This window comes from Streptomyces sp. NBC_01498, assembly GCF_036327775.1.
In the GTDB taxonomy this organism is placed as follows: Bacteria; Actinomycetota; Actinomycetes; order Streptomycetales; family Streptomycetaceae; genus Streptomyces.
On sequence record NZ_CP109598.1, the window covers coordinates 4150459 to 4166504 of the forward strand.

The following is a 16046-nucleotide window of genomic DNA, read 5'->3' on the forward strand; positions in this document are numbered from 1 at the left end:
CGCGTGCCGGTGTTGCCGACTCTCCCGCGCCGACTCTCCCGCGCCGGCTCTCCCGCGCCGGCTCTCCCGCGCCGGCTCTCCCGCGCCGGCTCTCCCGCGCCGGCTCTCCCGCGCCGGCTCTCCCGCGCCGGCTCTCCCGCGCCGGCTCTCCCGCGCCGGCTCTCCCGCGCCGGCTTTCCCGTGCCTGTGCGGGAGAGCCGGGAGCCGGATCCGCCTGCGCGGCCCGGCCGTTGCCGCCGGTCCGTGCTGCCGGACGCGCCGCCCCCGTCAGCCCTTGCTCACCGCCGTCAGGATCTCCGGCAGTCTCGACGCCGTCCGCGGCGCCGCCAGCCGGACGCCCGCCCACGCGATCAGCGCGCCGTACACCGTGCCCAGCGGCAGGATCACCCAGGTCCAGCCGTCCGCGCCCGACACGTGCAGCCAGATCGCCGGCCCGATCACCGGAGCGCACAGCAGGGCGCCGCCGAACATCCCGCCGAGGATGGAGATCCACGCCAGCCCGGCCTGGCCGGGAGCGACGTTCTTGTACCCGCTGCCCTGCGGGATCGAGTACGGGAAGCGGGCCGAGGCCACCGCGCCCGTCGCCATCATCGCGCCGAGCAGTGCGAAGGACAGCCCCAGCGCCTCGGGCAGCGCACCCCATTCGCCGAGGAGCGCGGCTGTCAGGACCGTCACCAGCGCCGAGTACGGCACCGTGATCACCAGCAGCGCGAACGCCCGCGCCCGCAGCTCCAGATACGCGTCCCGCGTCGAGGAGATCGTCAGGGCCACCATCCAGAACGCGGAGGTGTCCTGCCCGAACTGGTTGTACATCTGGATGCCGAGCATCCCCGCCGCGAAGCACGCCAGATAGATCGAGCCGCTGCCCTGGACGGCGTTGATCAGCGGCACGATCAGCCCGATCGCCAGTGAGGTGACCCACGCCGCCTTGGTCTTGGGGTCGCGCCACACGTACAGCAGACTGCGCCGCATCACCGCCCCCGTACGCCCCTCGGGCAGCAGCCCGCCGAGCCCGGACGACGACTGCTCGCGGGCCGGTTCGGGCGCGGCGGCGATCGTCGAGCCGTCGGGCGCGGTCATCAGCTTCACCAGCGAGCGCTGCCACCAGTACCCGAGGGCGGCCAGCGCGGCCAGTGACAGCAGTAGTTGGAGGGCGGCCCGGCCGTACGCGCCGTCGCTCACCGCCTCCACGGCGCCGATCGCCGAGGCGGGCGGCAGCCACCGTACGACGTCCGCCACCGGGTCGAGCGCCGACAGCCCGCCCGCCTCGTTGAGCCGCTGCACCCCGAAGTTGACGAACTGGATGCCCACGGCGATCACCAGACCGCTCAGCACCGCCAGGTCCCGCCCCTTGCGGGAGGTCAGCAACCGGATGTTGGCGGCGGCGACGGCGCGCGACAGCGCGAGGCACACCAGCAGCGCCAGCGGTACGGCGAGCACCGACACCGCCGCGGCGCCGCCTCCGTGTGCGACGGCGATCGCCGAGCCCAGCACCAGGCAGAACGTGAACAGCGGCCCGATCCCGACCACGGACGCGGCCAGCAGCGCGCCGATCAGGGCGCGGGGCCGCAGCGGCAGCATCACCAGCCGGCTCGGGTCCAGCGTCTCGTCGCCGCTGGGGAAGAACAGCGGCAGCATCGCCCAGCCGAGCGCCACCACGGCGGTCAGGACGACGACGAGCGTGCCCACGCCGTCCTCGCCGCGCAGCAGGATCAGGCCCGCCAGCTGGCCGGCCGCGAGGAGCAGGGCGAGGACGACGGAGATGACGTACGCGGCGGTACGGCCGGAGGACTGGCGCAGCCCGTTGCGCAGCAGCGACAGCTTGAGCCGTACGAAGACGGGTGCCAGCGCGCGCGTGCCCAGGGTGGCGACGGGCGTCGTGCCCGAACCGACCGCCCCCACGGCACCCACGGGAGGGCCGACCGGGGAAGTGAAACCGGCGGCGTTGCCGGCCCCGGTGGCGTCGACGGGCGGGGCCTCGCTCATCGGGCACCGCCCAGCCAGTCCAGGGACTCTCCGGTGTCGCGCCCGCTCGCGCCGACCAGTTCGAGGAACGCGCTCTGCAACGACGGTGCCTCGCCCCGTACTTCCGCGAGCGTGCCCTGCGCGCGGATACGGCCGCCGGCCATCACCGCGACCCAGTCGCACAGCGACTCGACCAGTTCCATCACATGGCTGGAGAAGACGACGGTCGCGCCGGACGCGGTGTAGCGCTCCAGGACTCCGCGGATGGTCTGCGCCGACACCGGGTCGACGCCCTCGAACGGCTCGTCCAGGAAGAGGACTTCGGGGTTGTGCAGCAGAGCCGCCGCGAGCCCGATCTTCTTCCGCATACCGGTCGAGTAGTCCACGACGAGCTTGTGCTGCGCGCCCGCCAGGTCCAGTACGCCGAGGAGTTGCGTGGCGCGCATGTCGACCTCGTCACCGGGCAGCCCCCGCAGCCGGCCGGTGTATCCGAGGAGTTCGCGGCCGGACAACCGCTCGAACAGGCGCAGCCCTTCGGGCAGTACACCGATCCGGGCCTTGACCGCGACCGGGTCGCCCCAGACGTCGTGCCCGACGACCTGGACACGGCCCATGTCGGGCCGCAGCAGGCCGGTCACCATGGAGAGCGTGGTGGTCTTGCCCGCGCCGTTCGGGCCGACGAGCCCCACGAACTGCCCGGCGGGCAGGTCGAGATCGATCCCGGCGACGGCGACCTGCTCGCCGAAGCGCTTCCACAGCCCTTCGACGCGCACGGCGGGCACGGGCGCCGCACCGACGCCGGCGGTCGCGCGCGCACCGCCCGCCGGCTCCGTACCGCCCGCCGTGCCGACCCCGCCCGCCGGCTTCCTACCGCCCGCCGGTCCCGTACCGCCCGCCGTGCCCGGCGCCTCCGTACCCGCCGCTCCCTCAGTCCGTTCTGTCCGCTCCGCCGCTCGCTCCGGTACCTGCTCCGGCATACCGCACTGCCCTTCGGTGTCCTTTTCGAGGTGTTCGAGAGGACCTACCCTATGACCGCGCCCCGCAGGCGTCCCCGGTGCTCAGCGTCCCGGTGCCCTGGCCGCCGCCGCGTCCCGGCCGCAGGCGTACGCGAGCGGGCTGATCAGCTCCTCCACGTCGGGCAGCCAGCGGTTGGCCGGAGTGGGCCGCCGGGCCCACTGCACGGCGCCGAGCCCGCCCACGCGCGTCGGCGGGGCCGCCACGAACTCGCCCTCGCCGCGCGTCGTCAGGTCGATCGCCGGGGCCGACCAGCCCAGCGTCCGCACCAGACCGTCCACCTTCACCGAGCCGCCCGGCAGCACGAAGAAGAGCATCCGGCGGTCGGGGGCGCGGGTGACCGGGCCGAGCGTCATCTCCATCCGCTCCATCCGCGCGAGCGCCAGGAAGCCCGCCGACTCCGGGACGTCGACGGCGTCGAAGGTGCGGCCCGTCGGCAGCAGGATCGAGGCGCGGGGCTGTTTCGACCAGAGCCTGCGCGCGGCGACCCCGCTGCCCGTCGCCTGCGCCGCCCAGTCCGGCCGGGTCGGATGCGCCCCGGGGGCCGGGCAGTCGGCGCGTTCGCACGAGCAGTGCTCCCGGCCCCCCAGCACCTCCAGCCAGGTGCCGGGGAACACGTCCCAGTGCCGCTCCTCCGCGTACCGCACGGCGCTGTCCAGCAGCGGTTCGCGGCGCTGCGTGGGAATCTGCGCGGCGTCGGTGACAGCCGTCACTCCGATGGTCTTGTCCATGCTGAACACAACTGCCGCCCGGACCTCGGGTTACGGGCGCACGGAGCGTGACGACGGCGCGTCCGGTTCGCGCGCCCCCTCAGCGCGCCGGAGCAGCGCTCCTGGCCCCGATTCCCTTGTCCCATCCGCACGCGGGGCGCACTGGTGCATGGGCGGGGGCGCGTGTGAAGTTGCGGCGTGTCGGTGGGTAACCACAACCGGTGACCAGAAGTTGCCATCGGGGAGGCGTGAGGCGAGTCACACACACCTCGCCGCCGAGTGGGCGGCGTTTCCTGAAAGTTACCGAAGATTGCTGATTTCGACCATCGTACGCATTCACGGCGTATTCGCCGGGCAGTGATCGGTCCGTCGACCACTGCGGCCACAGGGGGCATCCATTGGCAGCCAGACCTCTCGTCGCCCGTCAGCCGAACGAACGGCTGCAGACGCTGATCCAGGAAGCCGGCTGTTCCAACGCCGGCCTCGCCCGCCGAGTCAACATGGTCGGGACCGAGCGCGGTCTCGATCTCCGTTACGACAAGACATCCGTGGCCCGCTGGCTGCGCGGTCAGCAGCCGCGCGGCCGGGCCCCGGGGATCATCGCCGAGGCCCTCGGCCGCAAGCTGGGGCGCACGGTCACCATCGACGAACTGGGGATGGCCAACGGCAAGAACCTCGCCTCGGGCATCGGCCTCCAGTTCGCGCCGACGGTCGTCGGCGCCATCGAGCAGGTCTGCGAGCTGTGGCGCAGCGACGTGGGCCGGCGCGACTTCCTGTCCGGGTCGGCCGTCGCGTCGTCCGCGCTCGTCGAGCCCAGCAGGGACTGGCTGATCACGGGCGCGGACGCGGCGGTGGCGCGCAACACCGGTGCCCGGGTGGGGGACGCGGACGTGGCGGCGGTCGCCGCGATGACGGACGCGCTGGTCGTTCTGGACCACCAGTTCGGCAGCGGCCATGTCCGCCCGGTCGTCGTGCACTATCTGAACAGCGTGGTGTCCGGGCTGCTTTCGGGGTCGTACCGGGAAGCGGTCGGCCGCCGGCTCTTCGCCGCCGTCGCCCGACTCACCGAACTGGCCGGGTACATGGCGGTGGACACCGGCCAGCCGGGGCTCGCCCAGCGGTACTACATCCAGGCGCTGCGGCTCGCCCAGGCGGCCGGGGACCGGGGATACGGCGGCTATGTGCTGGCCGCGTCGATGAGCCATCTCGCGGCCCAGCTGGGAAATCCGCGCGAGATCGCGCAGTTGGCGCGGGCGGCGCAGGAGGGTGCGCGCGGGCAGGTGCCCCCGAGGGCGGAGGCCATGTTCCTGGCCGCCGAGGCGCGCGGGCACGCGCTGATGGGCGACGCGGGCCAGTGTGACGCGGTCGCGGGCCGGGCCCTGAGCGCGCTGGAGCGCGCCGATCCGGAGAGCGACGAGGACCCGGTGTGGATCGCGCACTTCGACCACGCCTATCTGGCCGACGAGTTGGCGCACTGCTACCGGGACCTGGGGCAGCCCGAGGCGGCGGCCCGCCACGCGTCCGACGCGCTGGCCGGACACCCGGAGACCCGGGCCAGACGCCGGGCGATCGGACTGATCCTGCTGGCCACGGCGCAGGTTCAGCAGCGCGAGGTGGAGGAGGCGTGCCGGACGGGCACGCGCGCCGCCGAGTTGCTGGCCACGCTGCGCTCCAGCCGGGGGGCGGAGTATCTGGACGATCTCCAGCAGCGGCTGGAGCCGTACGGCACGGAGTCCGCGGTCCGGGAGTTCAACGCCCGGCTGGAGATCCAGGCGGCGTGACACGGATTGGCCACAACTTCCGCCGGGAGCGCGGCGGTCCGGCGGTCGTGGGGTCCTCGTGCGGGGGTCGTACGGCCGCCGGCGGCGGAGGCCGTAGGGCCACCGGGCGACGGGGGAGCGGGTGTACGGCGGGGCCGGCGGGACGCGGGTGACCGGGCAGCGACCGGTCCTGAGCGGGCCATGACCGGGTCCCGGCCGGGTCGTGGCGGGCTCGTGGCCGGGTGTCCGCCGGGTCGTGGCCGGGGAGGACGGGGCCAGGTGACGGCTTGGTGCGGCCGGTCCGGGGGGACGGCCGCGCCGGGGGGTGTCTTGAACAGGCGGGTCCTGACCGGTTCCGGGCGCGTAGCAGGCCCCCCGATTCACCCGGTAGCGTGAACTGACGGTTCCGTAGGTCCACGCTAGGAGTCCCGGTGACGCAAAGCGGACATAGGGACGAGCCGCAGTCGCCTGCCGCTCGGCCCGCGCACGAAGGCATCGTGCTGCCCGCCGACGGCGGTCCCCCCGTGATGCCCGGTGCCCAGGCACCGGTCCCGGGCGAACAGTCCGGCCCGGCGGGCGGGCAGCCGTGGGGGCAGCCCTGGGGCCCGGGGGCGCCCGAGCCGGGGCCCGAGGCTCAGCCACCGCAGTATCAGCAGGGGCAGGGGCAGGGGCAGTACGGCGGCGGGAGCGGGAGTGTCGGCGGGGGTTACGGCTACCCGCAGCAGGCCCAGCAGCCGCACCCGTACCAGGACCCTCAGCAGCAGCCGTACCAGCAGGCGCCTCCGCAGCAGTCCTACGGGGCGCACCAGGGCGGTTCGTACGGCGCGGGCGCGCAGCCGTTGCCGGCCGAGGCACCGCCGTCGGGCGGCAGCGCGGACGCGACGCAGTTCCTGCCGCCGGTGCCCGCCGCCGGGGCCGCCGACGCCACGCAGTACATACCGCCGGTGCCGCAGTACCAGCAGGGCCACCACGCCGGCGGCCTGCCGCCCGAGCAGTCCGCCGAACCGCCCATGTACCCCGGCACCGCACACCAGCCCCCGTATCAGCAGGGCACCTCCGACGCGGACGCCACCCAGTTCATCGCGCCCGTCCCGGCGGCGGGCCCGCACGACATCCCGCCTCCCGGCGGGGCGTACGGCGGCATGCCCGGCGGCCCCGGCGCGGCCAACGCGTCGGGAGAACGTCAGCCGCCCGCCGAGTTCGACAACCTCTTCCGTACGGAAGGCCAGGGCGGGGCCCAACTGCCCGGCGAGACGCAGCAGTTGCCGCAGATCGACCCGGGCGCGGCCCCCGGCGGTCCGGTCCGGGGCCGGGGCCGCGGCAGCGCCCAGGGCGGCGGACAGCCCCCGTACACGCGTGCGCGCGGGGCGCAGGAGCCGTCGGGGCCGGGCGGCGGGCGGGCCGCCGGGCGCCGCAAGTCCTCACCGCTTCCGCTGATCGCGGCGGTCGTGGTCGGCTGCGCGGTCCTCGGCCTCGGGGCGGGCTGGCTGATGAGCGGCGACGACTCCGAGAAGGAGAACACCAACCAGACCGTGTCGTCGGACGCGTCCCCGTCCGCCCCCGGCGACGACGGGGCGGCGGACGACCCGGCGAAGCCGCAGGCCGAGGAGCTCGACAAGCTGCTCGCCGAGAGCAACGACAGCCGTGCGGCGGTGATCAGCGCGGTCGAGTCGATCAAGACCTGCCAGAACCTCGACAAGGCCGTCAGCGATCTCCAGGGCGCGGCCCAGCAACGGCGCGACCTGGTCACCCGGCTCGAAGGGCTGACCATCGACCAGCTGCCCCGCCACGGTCAGCTGTCGTCCTCGCTGACCACGGCCTGGCAGGCGTCCGCGTCGGCGGACGACCACTACGCGACGTGGGCGGCTGAGGCGAAGTCGAAGAAGGGCTGCCGGGGCGGCAAGGCCCGTACGACGCAGTCCGCCGCCGAGGGCAACCGCGCGAGCGGCGAGGCGACGGCGGCCAAGCAGAAGGCCTCGGGCCTCTGGAACGGCATCGCCACCAAGTACGGCCTGACGGAACGCGCTCCGACGGAGCTGTGAGCGGGGGCGGCCGGGGGCGGCCACCGGATCGGAGGCGGTCGCCCGCCCGCCCTCCGGCGCGGCACGGCTCCGGCCCGGTGCGCCGGACGGCCCGGCGTGGCCCGGCCGTGGAGACAGCCGGCGCGGGGCGCGGGTGCGGTGCCGGGGCGGGAGGCGCTGGGCGGGGCGCGTGCTTTCCCCCGGGGCCCTGCGTGGCGATGGCCGCCCGCCGGGCCGAGGGCTGTCGCGACGGGGCGCGGGCGGGGCCAGACACTCCATCAGGACCACGGTAGGTGCCGGACAGCCGGTCGGGGCGGGCGCCATGCAGGGGTTGCCCGTAGGGCGCCACGTGAGCGCTGGGCCGGCCCTGGGTCAGAGCCGCGTGACGCCCGGTCGACCTGATCTTCCCCAGGAGTCCCGCGCCCCGTCCGCGACGGGGCAGGACCGGGGCCGACGGTGCTGCCGGTGCCACCGCCCCCGTCGCCCCCGTCGGCCCCGTGGGTGCCGTTGGCGCGGTCGATTCGGGCGCGGCGCCCGTCCCACACCGGGCACGCGCGCTGATGCCCGTTTCTTCGTGCGGCTCGAGCTGACCGGCCACGGGCCGTAGTCCCTCGGGATGTGAGCGCCGGACGGGCCTTTGCCGGGGCATGCGCGATGCCCTTTTGGCGCGCTCTCCCGAGGAGCCCCGTGGCTGCTCGTGCGACAGTTGCCCACCGAGCCGGAGGCTGTCGCGACGGGGCAGGGCCAGCCCCGGCTCCGGGCGTGTGCGACGCCCCCCTCCGCCCCCGTGTCGCCGGCTCGGCGTCCGTACCCCCTACGCGCCGCGCCCCGCGTCGCTCAGCGTGCCCCGGACGTCCACGAAACCGTCCTTCAGGGCCACCAGCAGGCCGTCGCGGACCACCTGGAAGGTGACCTCGCTGTTGACGATGCGCGGGTAGCCGGGGGAGCCGAGCATGTCCTCGTACCGCCAGCGCAGTGTGGGTGTCAGGCCGCCGGTCTCGACCTTCGCGCCCTTGTCCAGCGCGTGCGACAGCGCGCCCGAGGTGACCGTGTCCTTGGCGATCGACTCGATGAGGGATCTGAGGGCCGTGTACGCGATCCACGTCGTCTGCACGCCGGGGTCCGCCGGATCGATGGCGGTGTCGCCGAACGCGTGCTTCCGGATCACCTCCCGCATCGGCCCCCACGCCGGGTCCTGCGCCTGCGGGTACCAGCCCGTGACGTACGCGCCCTCGAAGGGCCCCTTCGCCCCGCCCGTCCGGTCCACCAGGGGCTGGCCGATGCTGCCGAGCACCGAGGAGATGCGGACGTGGTCGCCGCTGCCGTCGTCGGGCAGCCGGCGGTAGGAGTCGAAGAACGTCTCCGTACGGTCGCCGAGCACCGCCGTCACGCAGCCGTCGCCCGCGTCGGACGCGTGGTCGCGGGCCTTGCGGGCCGGTTCGGTGTAGTCGGTGGCGTCCTCGGCGGCGCGTATGTCCGTCGCCCTGCCGTTGTCGCTCTTGTCCTTGCCCTTGCCGAGGCCGGAGTTGAGCAGCTCCGGCATCGCGTCGCCGGTGATGGTGTCGGGCCGCACGATGGAGACCCGGCCGCACTCCCCGCCCAGCTGCATGCCGTTCCCGGCCAGCAGTGACGCCTGGCCGCCGTTGACCGGGTAGGAGACGTAGCTGGAGAACTCGCGCTCGGCTATGCCGTAGCCGCCGAGATACGGGATGCCGGCCGCCTCCAGCGGCGCGATGAAGGCGTTGCCGTGCTGGCTGTACGAGCCCACGACGGCTGTGACGTCCCGGTCGGCGGCCAGCCGAGCGCAGTCGGCCGCGCCCGCGGACGTGTTGCGCTCGTTGCAGGTCAGCACGCGCAACTCGTGACCGTCGATGCCGCCGGACGCGTTGACCCACCGCGCGTACGCCTTCGCCATCGCGGGCATGCCCGCCATGTTCGTCGCGGAGGTGCCCTGGGGCGCCCAGGTCATGACGGTCACGGGCTCCCTGGAGCCCCCCGAGTCCCCAGGGAGACCGCCGCAGCCGGTGACCACCCACGTACCGGCCGCCACCGCGCACAGGGCGCGGAAGGCCGAACTCCGACGGAGGGGACGAGGAGTGGAGGAGCGCTGCCGCCTACCAGTCATGTGCCCACACACTTCCGGTCGGCAGGTAACTGCCAGGTGGAGGTTGTTCAACCGGACATGACCGGAAGGTGAATTACGGGGGCCCCTCCGGCCGCCCGCGATCGGACCGTACGATCGACTGCTGTGCAGCAAGGTTCGGAGAACTCTTCCCGTCGCGGCCGTCGCTCCCCCACCATGGGCGGCATGCCGCTCAATGACATTCCCTGGTGGCGCTGGCGCAGCAACGTGCGCTCGGCGCTGCACATGCTGTCCGACCCCGTCTTCCACCAGGAGTACTGGCTGGCCGGGAGAGAGGGGTACGGCGACGTCACCGACGCCGTGTACCGCCTGGTCGAGGACACCTGGCTGGACAACTGGTCGGCCGAGAAGTACGTCGGGACGATCTTCCGTGACTCGGGTGAGGCCGCGCTGGTCGACGTCGCCGTGCTGCGGGTGCTGCGGATCATGCACCAGGTGGGGCCGGACGCGCCGATCGCGGTGTATCTGGAGCATCACGGCTGGCCGGAGGCGGTACGGGCGGCACGCGAGGCGCATGTACGGCTGGCCGTCAACGACGGCGAGGACCCGGACGCGCTGCCGCGCTCGCTGGACGTACTGCGGATCATGACGCGTTCCGCCTGATCCGGTCTGTCGGATCCGGTCTGCCGGGTTGGACTGGTCGGATCGGACCGGTCGGATCCCGTCCATCTGTCCGGGGCGGTCCGCCTGGTCTGTCCGGTCCGCCCGGTCCGTCTGATCCCGTCCGTCCGGGCCGGTCCGGACGGTCCGAGCTGGTCCGTCCGATCCTGTCCGTCCCGACCGGTCCGCCTGGCGGTCACGTCCGTCCCGGACGGGCCCCGTGTGAAATCCTCTGGCGTCATGAGCGCCCCGCAGCAGCCCGCCGCCCCGGCCGACCGGCCCGCCCTGTCCGACCAGTACGTCCTGACGCTGTCCTGTCCGGACAAAAAGGGCATCGTGCACGCCGTGTCCAGTTTCCTCTTCATGACCGGGTGCAACATCGAGGACAGCCAGCAGTTCGGCGACCGCGACACCGGCCTCTTCTTCATGCGGGTCCACTTCTCGGCCGAGGAGCCCGCGACCGCGGAGAAACTGCGCGCGAGTTTCGCCGCCGTCGGGGACTCCTTCCGGATGGACTGGCAGCTCCACCAGGCCGGGGAGCGGATGCGGGTCGTCCTGATGGTCAGCCGGTTCGGCCACTGCCTGAACGACCTGCTCTTCCGGTCCCGTACCGGCGCGCTCCCGGTGGACATCGCCGCCGTCGTCTCCAACCACACCGACTTCGCCGAGCTGGTCGCCTCGTACGACATCCCCTTCCACCACATCCCCGTCACCCGGGACACCAGGGTGGCGGCGGAGGCGGAACTGCTGGAGCTGGTACGCGCCCAGGACGTCGAACTCGTCGTGCTCGCCCGCTACATGCAGGTCATCTCCGACGATCTGTGCAAGCAGCTGAACGGGCGGATCATCAACATCCACCATTCCTTCCTGCCGAGCTTCAAGGGCGCGAAGCCCTACCACCAGGCGCACGCCCGGGGCGTGAAACTGATCGGCGCGACCGCCCACTACGTGACGGCCGAACTGGACGAGGGCCCGATCATCGAGCAGGAGGTCGAGCGGGTCGGCCACGAGGTCAGCCCGGCGCAACTGGTCGCGATCGGGCGGGACGTGGAGTGCCAGGCGCTGGCGCGCGCGGTGCGGTGGCACGCCGAGCACCGGATCCTGCTGAACGGTCACCGCACGGTGGTCTTCGGCTGAGGGGCGAGGGCCCAACGCTGTTTTGGGGGTCGGGGGTTGGGGGTCGGGGGAGACCGTCGAACGGGACGGGCGTTCAGAGCCGGCTCAGCGACGCCGCCGTGAACAGGACCTCCCGGACCGCCTCACGGTCGCCGCCCTGACCGGCGGCGGCATCCTCCGGCGAGATGTGCCCCGCCACCAGCAGACAGAACTCGACATCCTCCAGAGCCACTTGGGCCACCGCGCAGTCCGGCGAACCGACCGCGGCCGGTGAGTCCAGCGGGATGAACCAGTTGCCGCCGCCCGGCCCCTCGATCTCCAGATGCAGCGAACGCCCCGGCGAACCGGGCACCACGAGATGCCGGGCGGGCCCGGCCAGCCCCGCCCGGCGGCGGCCCGCGAGGGCGGACGGGATGAGCTGCGCGGCGAGGCCGATCATCCCGTTCAGATGCGGGCCGCTCGGCGTGGGGTACGGGTAGTCCACCGCCTCCGCGATGTCCGCGCCGTGGATCCAGCACTCGAAGGCCCGGTCGATCAGCGCGTCGCGCAACGGCAGTGCGAACTCGCCGTACGAGACGGAGAGTTCGGCGGCCCCGCGCCCCGCGAAGGACACCGTCCTGATCAGTGCGTGCGTCTGCTCGCGCCACGGCTCGTGGATCGTGCGGGTGGGCGGCGGATGCGCGGTACGCCAGAACGCCTCGGTCCGGTCGGTCGGCGACTGCGGCGCCCGCGCGCCGAGCGGATCGTCAAGTCCCAGCGCTGCGGCCACCAGCCCGTCGACGGACATCAGATGCCCGATGACCCCGGCGACCGTCGCCCGGCGCGCGGTGGGCTCCTCGCGCTCGAACCACTTGAGCTGGAGCGGCGCGTGCCATTCGGCGTCACCGATGTCGCGCAGCAGCGCGTCGAGCCGGGCGGTCTCGGCGTCGTACGGGGTGGCCCACACCGGGACCGGGATACGGGCGGCCCGGCGTTCGAGACAGCCCTCCAGCACCCGGGCACGCAGCGGCGGCGGGAGGTCGAGATTGCGGGAGGTCTGCAACAGGCCGACGGCGTCCCGCAGCCGGAGAGCCTCGTCCGCGCAGGGGGCGCACTCGGTGAGGTGCTCCTCGACGTGCGTCGTCTCCTCGGGGGAGCACGCGGCCAGCGCCCAGGCGCCGAGAAGGGACTTCAGGACGGAGTGCGGGGGCGGTGGAGCGGGCTCGGCGGGCTCCACCGGGTGCCGGGGCGGCGGCGGAGTGCCGTACGGCGGCCGATACCCGCCGGGCGTCATGGGGTACTTCCCGGCCGGGGCGGACGCGTCAGCGGGATCGAGCGGATCGTGGGAATCGGGCGGCCGGGGGAGAACGTCGGGCTCGGGCTCGGGGGGATCGTGGGCAACGTCCGGCCCGGGGCGATCCGGCGGGTGGGCCGGTTCCCGGGGCGGGCCGGGGGCCGCGCCCGTACCGCCGACCGGCGCCGCACCCTCGGCCGCGGCACCACCTGTTCGGCGTGCGGCGCCTGTACGGGCCGCACCGTCTGTCCGGCCCGCAGCGTCTGTCCGGCCCGCAGTGTCTGTTCGGTCCGTGCCGTCCGGGTTGGCTGTACGGGCCGTCCCGCCCACACCGCCCGTACCGCCCGCACCAACCGCCCGGTCCGTGCCATCCGTGCTGGCTTTACGGCCCGTACTGCCCGTGTCGTCCGCACCGCCTGTCCGGCCCGTGCCGTCCGCGCCAGCGGTATCGCCCGTACCGCCCGCACCAACCGCCCGGTCCGTGCCATCCGTGCTGGCTTCACGGCCCGTGCTGTCCGGGCCAGCCGCACCGTCCGTGGCAGCTGAACGGCCCGTGCCGTCCGCGCCAGCGGTATCGCCCGTACTGCCCGTGTCGTCCGCACCGCCTGTCCGGCCCGTGCCATCCGCGCCAGCGGTACCGCCCGTACCGCCCGTGCCGCCTGTTCCGTCGGCCTCATCCGTTCCGTCGGTCCTTCGGGCGTCGGCGCCCTCGCCTGCCCCGCCACCCCCACCCGCCTCGCCGTACTCGTCGTTCCCGTCCGCGCCACCCGACTCGTCCGCCGCACGGGTCGTACGGGCCGCACGTGCCGCGTCCTCGACAGCGCGGCGCAGTACGTCCGCAGCGGGGGGTTCCAGGTCGTCGGCGGCGGCACGCGGGCCCGGTATGCGCGGTACGCCGCGCACCTCCTCCGGCCCGTCCGGATCGCCCCGGCCACCGTTCCGGCCGCCGCCGAGCCGCCCGCTCACAGCGATCCTCCGGGTGCGGGCGGCGCCGGGTCGTCCACGGGCAGCGGGTTGGCCGACGACAGCAGTTGCAGGCCCAGCCGCAGCCGGCGCCGTGCCTCGTCGTCGGTGACCCCGAGATCGGCGGCGGTCTGCCGGTAGTCACGGCGCTGGAAGTACGCCTGGTCCAGCGCGGCACGCAGCGGCGCGGGCATGGAGGTGACGATGTAGTCGGCGCGGGCGGCGGCGCACGCGGCGCGGATCTTCCGCTCCAGCTCCTCCGGGCTGCCCCCGCCGCCCGCCAGGTGGGCGGCCGTCTCCCGCTGCCGCAGCCGGTCCACGGCCCGGTGGCGGGCGAGCTTGGCGATCCAGGACCGCATCGAGCCCTCCTTCGGGTCGAAGACGTCCGGGTGCTCCCAGACGTACCCGAAGACCTCTCCGGTGACCCCGTCGGCGGCCTCGCCGTCGTCGAGCACCCGGTACGCCAGGCCGTGCACGAGCGACGCGAAGCGGTCGTACAGCTCGCCGAGCGCGGCGGCCTCACCCCGTGCGAGCCGCTGCTGAGTCCTGCGGTCCCAGCGGAGCGGTGTGTCCTTCGCCATGAGACCCCCAGCCCTGTGACTCAGCCTGCGACTGCTCCGACCCGGCACCACGACGGTCCGGCACCGCCTCACGATCCCGCACCGCGACGATCCGCGATCACGTTCCCGCACCACGACGGTCCGGCATCACGATCCGGCCTTCCGGTCCGGCATCACGATCCGGCCTTCCGGTTTGGCATCGCGACCCGACCCCCTCGTCCGGTCTCCGCCGCATCGAATGTACTGGCCAGTGTCATCGACGTGCGCCCCTTTGCGTCAAGTGCGCCCCCTGAGGCCGTCCGCGATGGTATGGAATTTCGCCGACGCCCGGCCGCCCCGCGTGGCCGTTGTGTTTCATGGAGGGAGAGACGGGCAGCCGCGAGGAAGCAGGACGATCTCCGGTGAAGTTCCGGAATCCAGGACTCCGTAAGGTGGCCCGGATCGGTTTCGAGGGAAGGTCCAGGCGTGACGCTCAAGGTGGAGAAGGAGGAGCACGGTCTGTGGACCGTGCTGCGCATCGCCGGAGAACTGGACCTCGTGACCTCGCCCGAGGTCCGTCAGCATGTCCACGACGCGGTCGCCGAGGGGCGCCGCGAGCTGGTGCTGGACCTGTCCGACGTGTTCTTCTGCGACTCCAGCGGGGTCGGCGTGCTGATCGCCTCCCGCAAGTTGATGCGCTCCTGCCAGGGACGCCTGCATCTCATCCTGCCCGCGCACGGCGCGGAGGAGGGCTCGCACGTCAACCGCGTCCTCGCGGCCCTCGGCGTACGCCGCCTCTTCGAGGTCTACTCCGACGTGTCCGACGCCGTGGACGACGAGGCCCAGCCCCTCTCCGCGTAGGCCAGCCCTTCCGTCCGCGCAGGCCGGCCCTTGCCGGTGTGAGCCCGGCCTCTGCTCCGGTGCGCCCTCCCGGTGCTCCCACCCGCGCACCCGCCCTGACACGGCCCTCTCCCCATGCGCACAGCCCTTCTCCGCACGGCAGGCTGTCCGATTGGCGCGACCGGCTGTCCGCCCGGCAGAGTTCAAGCCCTCACACAGTGGGCCCCCGGCGTCGTACGCTCCCCTTCATGGACAGCGCAGAGTACGAGGGCAAGATCGCCTCACGTTTCGCCGCCTTCGACCAGGACGGCAACGGCTACATCGACCGCGAGGACTTCAGCGGGGCGGCAGCGGCACTGCTCGCCGAATTCGGTGTCACCGCACGATCCGACAAGGGCCAGGCCCTCTACAGCGGGGCCGAGGCATTCTGGCAGGGCATGGCGGGCATCGCCGACGTCGACGGCGACCAGCGGGTCACCCGCCAGGAATTCATCACCGGCGCGGCGAAGCGGCTGCGTGACAGCCCCCAGCGGTTCGCCGAGATCGCCCGGCCCTTCCTGCACGCCGTGATCGCCATCGCGGACGAGGACGGCGCCGGGGTGACCCCCGCGGCGGCCGAGCGGGTGCTGCTCGTGCTGGGCACGGACGCCACGCTGGCGTCGGGCGCCGCCCAGGGGCTGGACGCCGACGGCGACGGCCGGATCGGCGAGGAGGAGATCCTGAAGGCGTTCGCCGCCTACTACGTGACGCCCGAGCCGTAAACCGCGGGCGCACCGGAGAGCGTCACCGTGTGTGACATTCGCGCCCGCGCGCATGTCGATACCGGGTTGTGTCCTTCGGACGACCCGTCACGGGCCGGAGTCGGCAACGGGCTCCGGTACGCTCGCTCGGGTGCGAGTGGTAGTGAGGCGTTGCGGATCCGGTGTGGCCTGTACGGCGACGCCGGACCGGGGAGTGCCTGCTGATTGCACCGTTCGAAGACGCCGGACGCGTCCTTGTTCGACTCCCCGCAGAGCGCGTCGCACAGCATGCCGCACGGGTACTCCTTCGTGTTGGAATATGCCCGAAGCGCTTGTTGCGGTGACTGTACGTCAACCATGCT

12 protein-coding genes are annotated in these 16046 nt (G+C 73.5%); 6 read left to right on the forward strand and 6 right to left on the reverse strand.

All coding sequences use genetic code 11. From position 1 onward, the window contains the following. Positions 1-267: 267 nt before the first annotated feature. The 3 genes from OG875_RS17760 to OG875_RS17770 form a co-directional block, all read right to left on the reverse strand. Positions 268-1986 carry a transporter gene (locus OG875_RS17760; protein WP_330175199.1) on the reverse strand — a complete coding sequence of 573 codons (1719 nt, stop codon included), beginning with the start codon at positions 1984-1986 and terminating at the stop codon, positions 268-270. Continuing rightward, complete coding sequence (locus OG875_RS17765; protein ID WP_330175200.1) at positions 1983-2942, reverse strand: ABC transporter ATP-binding protein; 960 nt, start codon at positions 2940-2942, stop codon at positions 1983-1985. Before OG875_RS17765 ends, OG875_RS17760 begins: the two co-directional genes overlap by 4 nt. An 81-nt stretch (positions 2943-3023) precedes the next feature. Continuing rightward, a complete protein-coding gene (locus OG875_RS17770) occupies positions 3024-3710 on the reverse strand; it encodes a bifunctional DNA primase/polymerase (protein WP_330175201.1) in 687 nt (228 codons plus the stop codon). Between the two features lie 377 nt (positions 3711-4087). On the opposite strand from OG875_RS17770, the gene OG875_RS17775 reads away from it, so the two are divergent. Together OG875_RS17775 and OG875_RS17780 are read left to right on the forward strand one after the other, a co-directional pair. Then, a complete protein-coding gene (locus OG875_RS17775; protein WP_330175202.1) occupies positions 4088-5470 on the forward strand; it encodes a transcriptional regulator in 1383 nt (460 codons plus the stop codon). A gap of 410 nt (positions 5471-5880) precedes the next feature. After that, positions 5881-7491 carry a hypothetical protein gene (locus tag OG875_RS17780; RefSeq protein WP_330175203.1) on the forward strand — a complete coding sequence of 537 codons (1611 nt, stop codon included), beginning with the start codon at positions 5881-5883 and terminating at the stop codon, positions 7489-7491. 793 nt (positions 7492-8284) lie between these two features. Here the strand turns inward: OG875_RS17780 and OG875_RS17785 are convergent. Continuing rightward, the gene (locus OG875_RS17785) at positions 8285-9595 is read right to left on the reverse strand and encodes an ABC transporter substrate-binding protein (RefSeq protein WP_330175204.1); all 1311 of its coding nucleotides are present in this window, start codon (positions 9593-9595) and stop codon (positions 8285-8287) included. Positions 9596-9769: 174 nt separating this feature from the next. Here OG875_RS17785 and OG875_RS17790 point away from each other — a divergent pair, with 174 nt between their 5' ends. Both OG875_RS17790 and purU read left to right on the forward strand, forming a co-directional pair. Continuing rightward, positions 9770-10216 (forward strand): SCO4402 family protein, encoded by a 447-nt coding sequence (locus tag OG875_RS17790; RefSeq protein WP_443079266.1) that lies wholly within the window; start codon positions 9770-9772, stop codon positions 10214-10216. Positions 10217-10453: 237 nt separating this feature from the next. Then, on the forward strand, positions 10454-11350 hold the full coding sequence (purU, locus tag OG875_RS17795) for a formyltetrahydrofolate deformylase (RefSeq protein ID WP_330175206.1): 897 nt from the start codon (positions 10454-10456) through the stop codon (positions 11348-11350). A gap of 73 nt (positions 11351-11423) precedes the next feature. On the opposite strand, the gene OG875_RS17800 is transcribed toward purU, so the two are convergent. After that, positions 11424-12602: a maleylpyruvate isomerase N-terminal domain-containing protein gene (locus tag OG875_RS17800; RefSeq protein ID WP_330175207.1), complete on the reverse strand. Its 1179-nt coding sequence runs from the start codon at positions 12600-12602 to the stop codon at positions 11424-11426. Between the two features lie 962 nt (positions 12603-13564). After that, complete coding sequence (locus OG875_RS17805; protein WP_330175208.1) at positions 13565-14146, reverse strand: sigma-70 family RNA polymerase sigma factor; 582 nt, start codon at positions 14144-14146, stop codon at positions 13565-13567. 444 nt (positions 14147-14590) lie between these two features. Between OG875_RS17805 and OG875_RS17810 the strand changes: the two genes are divergently transcribed. Together OG875_RS17810 and OG875_RS17815 are read left to right on the forward strand one after the other, a co-directional pair. Further along, positions 14591-14965, forward strand: coding sequence for an STAS domain-containing protein (locus OG875_RS17810; RefSeq protein ID WP_330175209.1), 375 nt, complete (start codon positions 14591-14593; stop codon positions 14963-14965). A gap of 227 nt (positions 14966-15192) precedes the next feature. Next, positions 15193-15705, forward strand: coding sequence for an EF-hand domain-containing protein (locus OG875_RS17815; protein WP_330175210.1), 513 nt, complete (start codon positions 15193-15195; stop codon positions 15703-15705). Positions 15706-16046: the final 341 nt, after the last annotated feature.